At 29.8% G+C, this 4,263-nt stretch carries 6 protein-coding genes and 1 pseudogene; all 7 read right to left on the bottom strand.

Going from position 1 to position 4,263, the window contains the following annotated elements; genetic code table 11:
* Positions 1-113: 113 nt before the first annotated feature.
* A pseudogene (locus tag Q0370_RS11780) lies at positions 114-227 on the bottom strand (DNA mismatch repair protein MutT); the annotation flags it as partial.
* A gap of 31 nt (positions 228-258) precedes the next feature.
* On the bottom strand, positions 259-801 hold the full coding sequence (locus Q0370_RS04520; protein WP_299572693.1) for a hypothetical protein: 543 nt from the start codon (positions 799-801) through the stop codon (positions 259-261).
* A gap of 33 nt (positions 802-834) precedes the next feature.
* Complete coding sequence (locus tag Q0370_RS04515; RefSeq protein WP_299572691.1) at positions 835-1,041, bottom strand: hypothetical protein; 207 nt, start codon at positions 1,039-1,041, stop codon at positions 835-837.
* Positions 1,042-1,109: 68 nt separating this feature from the next.
* Positions 1,110-1,547: a hypothetical protein gene (locus Q0370_RS04510; RefSeq protein ID WP_299572689.1), complete on the bottom strand. Its 438-nt coding sequence runs from the start codon at positions 1,545-1,547 to the stop codon at positions 1,110-1,112.
* 134 nt (positions 1,548-1,681) lie between these two features.
* Positions 1,682-2,326 (bottom strand): HIRAN domain-containing protein, encoded by a 645-nt coding sequence (locus Q0370_RS04505; RefSeq protein ID WP_299572687.1) that lies wholly within the window; start codon positions 2,324-2,326, stop codon positions 1,682-1,684.
* Positions 2,327-2,431: 105 nt separating this feature from the next.
* On the bottom strand, positions 2,432-3,412 hold the full coding sequence (locus tag Q0370_RS04500; protein WP_299572685.1) for an NAD(P)-dependent oxidoreductase: 981 nt from the start codon (positions 3,410-3,412) through the stop codon (positions 2,432-2,434).
* A gap of 103 nt (positions 3,413-3,515) precedes the next feature.
* A complete protein-coding gene (locus tag Q0370_RS04495; RefSeq protein ID WP_147005694.1) occupies positions 3,516-4,244 on the bottom strand; it encodes an HAD family phosphatase in 729 nt (242 codons plus the stop codon).
* Positions 4,245-4,263 lie beyond the last annotated feature (19 nt).

The raw sequence follows: 4,263 nt of genomic DNA, 5'->3' as shown, positions 1-4,263 counted from the left end.
AGAAAAATTTTCATATTTTAATAAATTTGAAGAATAATCTATCACAACATCATATTTTTCTTTTTTTATTTTTTCTTTTATCTCCTGTTCGTCCATTTTTTCCCTTTCCAATTCTACACTTCCTTCTCAAACACATTAATCACAGGCGTTTCATAAGGATGAATCTCCTTAATTAAATAATACGCTAACTCTTGAAAATCTTTTTTCACTCTAAATTTCATAATTTTTCCTCCTGTTTATTTCTTTTATTTAAATTTTTTATTCTACTATTATTTTTCTAGGTATTATTCGTTTTTTCTCAACTTTTTTTCTTTCTGTTCCTAAATTATCTAATATTGTCAATAAATGTCTGAACATTTGTTCATTTGTATAATTTTCATCTGTCAAATTAAGTTTTGCATTTATATATGAAGTTATAACATCTCGTTCTATAACATCCTGCTGTAGACAAGTTACATAGAAATTTATATCAAATATATCAAGATTTTCCTTTTTTGAAACTTCCTTTCCCCATAGTTTTAATACATGTGGATGAAAAGTTCCCCATTTATGTGCTGAAGAGTATTTTGTATTTATAATTTCCATCAAATTAAAATCTCTTCTCAAATCCCTGAAATTTTGATAATCATTTCTCAATTCAGCCCCTTCTCTTGTGATAAACCTTGTTATCTCAATTTCATCTTCATTAACATTTTCACCAAGCTCCAGCACAAAACGTCCTTCCCTTACATAATATTTTCTTTCTTCTATATCTGACACTAATTTAAGTTTTAATATATACCGTTCCTCTTGTTTTGGCATATCAAATATATAATCTTCCTTCACCTAAAAAAGTTACCCATTGCATTTTGCCATTCCTTTTGTAATTGTCACTATTCTCTCGCTGTAGTTGGGTATCAAGTCGAACCCTTTTATTATTCCATTACTTTTGTCAGAATACACCAAGCTCAATACTTCAAGCGGGTTATCTCTTAATAAATCCAAATCTTCCTTTTCCAGCACATTTCCTTTTTTAAAAACTGGATATTTATTTATAAACATTATTTTTGTAATTTCCTCCTATAAAAATAAAAGGAGATAGACGGGATTGTCTACCTCCTTGTGTTACATTATGCTTCCTGAGCAGCATATCCACCTTCAATTGCAACTTCCTTCACTTTTTCCTTCTTCTGTTTTATTTTTAGTGAAAAAGTTCCAGTTCCAGCCTGATTTCCATATTCTTCAATATAATCGACTACAAATACGTTTGTCATATCAATTTTTCTTACCATCTGTCCTGCTGAAATTATTTCAAGACTGGCTTGTCTGTAGGCATCACTTGCTTCTGATGGTACTAACGACCATTGTGCTACTTTTCTTGTGTCGTCTTCTGTATCGCCATTTGCTGCTGCCAGTATTTTCCCACGAATTTCCAAGATCACTCCCAAGTCTGTAGCTCTTGCATTAGAATCATCGGGCGTTTCAGAAATATATTTTACATCCAGTATACTTTCCTTATCAAGTAAAATTTCATTTTCCTGCCCTTTTACACTCAATCTGAATCCCATAATTATTCCCCCTGTTTTATTTTTGACAATTAAATAATAGTACTATTTTTTAAATTAATTTAATTTTAATTATCTGATATTATTTTACATCAAAAACATTTATTTGTCAATATTATTTTTTAATTTTTTATTAATCAATCTACAAGGTAAATTTTAAGAGCTATCTCCTCATCGTAAGGAATTGGTACTGCAATAAACTTTTTCCCAGCATCAATCATTCTTGCAATAATTTCACTTTGATTTTTTGGCAAATATCCAACTTTTTCCTTTTTGGAATTATACATGGCAACTGCATTTAGCGAAATGCCGTTAAATTCACGAAATAAATCCAATTGAACTTCATCTTTAATTTTAATTGCAAAATTTCTGATATATTTAGCTCCTTCCAAATAAGTATCTAGTAAAAAGAGCCTTTTTGATTTTTTTGTATATTTATCAATTAATGTTTTGGCATATTCAAACATCATTTCCTTGCCAAGCCTAATTTTTTCCTCACGTCCATTATTTTTCTGAATAACAAGCACTCCATTCCCAAAATTAAACTCATTTATCATATAATTACTTTGATTTTTCAAAAGCTCAAAATAATCCATCATTTCCTCAAAAATCATAATTTCCTTCTGATTAATCTGGAAAGATCCTTTTTTTAGCTCAACTGAAGTATTTTCAATATATGAATAATAAAATCTCCCATCAGGAAAAATTTCAATTTCATAATTTCCTCCATAATAAAGTCCATCAAACTCAAGTTTTATGCCACTAAAATTACTTATCAGCATTATCATTCACCTCTTTCGCGTTCCTAGCAAAATTTTTTGTAAAAAACATTTCTTAAAATATTAGTCTTGTACAAAATTTTCTGTAATATTTTTGAAAAACTTTCCCTATTTTAAGCCTTCCAGTCTTCCTTCAAGAAACAATTTTAAATTTTTCTCAACATCGTCCATCAGCTTTATCATGCTTTTTTCAGATTTCCAAGCAATATGTGGTGTAATTAAAATATTATCCAGCTCAAATAATTTAGAATTTTTTTCAATTGGCTCAACACTTGTAACATCAACAGCTGCTGATTTTATTATTTTATTTTTTAGTGCAAAATACAAATCTTCCTGATTTATTACAGGCCCTCTTGCAAGATTCAAAATTACCGCACTTTTTTTCATCTTTTTCATTTTTTCAAGATTTATAAGATTCCTTGTTGAATCAGTCAGCGGGACATGAAGTGTCAAAACATCACATTTTTCAAGCACTTCATCCAAATCATAACGTAAAAATCCATCTTTTTCAATTACAGAGCCAGTTTTCGCATTATCTTTTTCAGTATTCTTCGCAACCATCACTTCCATTCCCAATATCTCTGCGACTTGAGCGACTCTCTTACCAATATTTCCAAATCCTACAATTCCTAATATTTTTCCATTCACATCGTCTATCGGATATTTCTGATAATCAGGAACAGTAATATCCATCCATTTTCCATCCTTAACTTCCTCATAATATCTATTAACAGGCGTCAATTCATTCAATAAAAAAGTAATAGCAAGTTGTGCAACGGAATTAGTCGAATACCCCGAAACATTTGCCACTTTTATCCCAAACTCATTTGCGCTTTTCACATCAATATGATTAAATCCTGTCGCTGTAATAAGTATCAATTTAAGTTTTTTAGCCTTTTCAAATTGTTCTCTTCCCAGTTTTATCCTAGTCGTTATTACAACATCCACATCTTTTATTCTCTCATCAACCTCACCAAAATCAGTATCTCTATACTCAATATATTCGCCGTATTTAGAAAATCTTTCTTTCAAATCAATCGGCCCAGCTGTAATTCTGTCTAAATAAACTATCTTTAAATTTTTATCCATAATTATCATCTTTTCTTTAATTAATTTAATTTTTACATATTTACAAAAAGTTATTTTATCAAATTATATTTTTGATTGAAAAATATATTCGTTTAATGTCAAATTATATAATATCCACATCTGCTTTTAATTTATAGATAACATCTTTTCTTTCTACAACTATCATTACTTTTTCCTTCAATTCTTTATCCCTTTTTATTTTTTGAAGTAATTTTTTAGCAGGATTTATAGCAATGGCGTTTCCTACATTTTTAAACATTGTCAGATCACCAGTTGTATCCCCATAAGCATACGATTTTGTCAAATCTATTTCGTACATTTTACAAAAATCTGCTATTGCTTTTTGTTTACTTTTGGCATCCCACATTGGAGTTACTTTTCCTGTAAAAATGCCATTTTCATTAACTTCATAAATAGAGGCCTTGTAATCTTTAACTCCATATCTTTCAGCCATTTTGCTTACAAGAAAGTCTGGGCTCCCAGAAATAATTATAACTTTATGATTTCTTTCTTTGTGGTACTTTAACCTTTCACGTGTATAGCGATAAACCTTGTCGCCTTTTAGCTCCATTACCCTTTTAGCAATAAAATCCATATCCTCCTTGCTAAAATTCTTTAGAGCTTCCATATAAGTCTGCACAAGTTCATCGAGATAATCGTCATAATCTCCAGTTCTATTTTCCCATTTGGAAAATTTTTCTTTAACTTTCCCTTCCCAAGTCATCATATCAATATATTCATACTGTACAAGCATCTTAAAATGCTCAATTAGCAAAGAATCTCTATAAATTGTTCCATCTATGTCAAAAAAGGCCGCTACATTTTTATTCATCCGCATTCCCCCTTATTTA

The organism is uncultured Leptotrichia sp., from assembly GCF_938036635.1.
Lineage (GTDB): Bacteria > Fusobacteriota > Fusobacteriia > Fusobacteriales > Leptotrichiaceae > Leptotrichia > Leptotrichia hongkongensis.
Note: the sequence above shows the minus strand (reverse complement) of the source record. Positions and strands in the feature narration are given on the sequence as shown.

Bases quoted from the DNA above. Each gene is read 5' to 3' on its own strand.
- Q0370_RS04520 (WP_299572693.1), bottom strand. From the start codon at position 801: ATGCCAAAACAAGAGGAACGGTATATATTAAAACTTAAATTAGTGTCA.
- Q0370_RS04515 (WP_299572691.1), bottom strand. From the start codon at position 1,041: ATGTTTATAAATAAATATCCAGTTTTTAAAAAAGGAAATGTGCTGGAA.
- Q0370_RS04510 (WP_299572689.1), bottom strand. From the start codon at position 1,547: ATGGGATTCAGATTGAGTGTAAAAGGGCAGGAAAATGAAATTTTACTT.
- Q0370_RS04505 (WP_299572687.1), bottom strand. From the start codon at position 2,326: ATGCTGATAAGTAATTTTAGTGGCATAAAACTTGAGTTTGATGGACTT.
- Q0370_RS04500 (WP_299572685.1), bottom strand. From the start codon at position 3,412: ATGGATAAAAATTTAAAGATAGTTTATTTAGACAGAATTACAGCTGGG.
- Q0370_RS04495 (WP_147005694.1), bottom strand. From the start codon at position 4,244: ATGAATAAAAATGTAGCGGCCTTTTTTGACATAGATGGAACAATTTAT.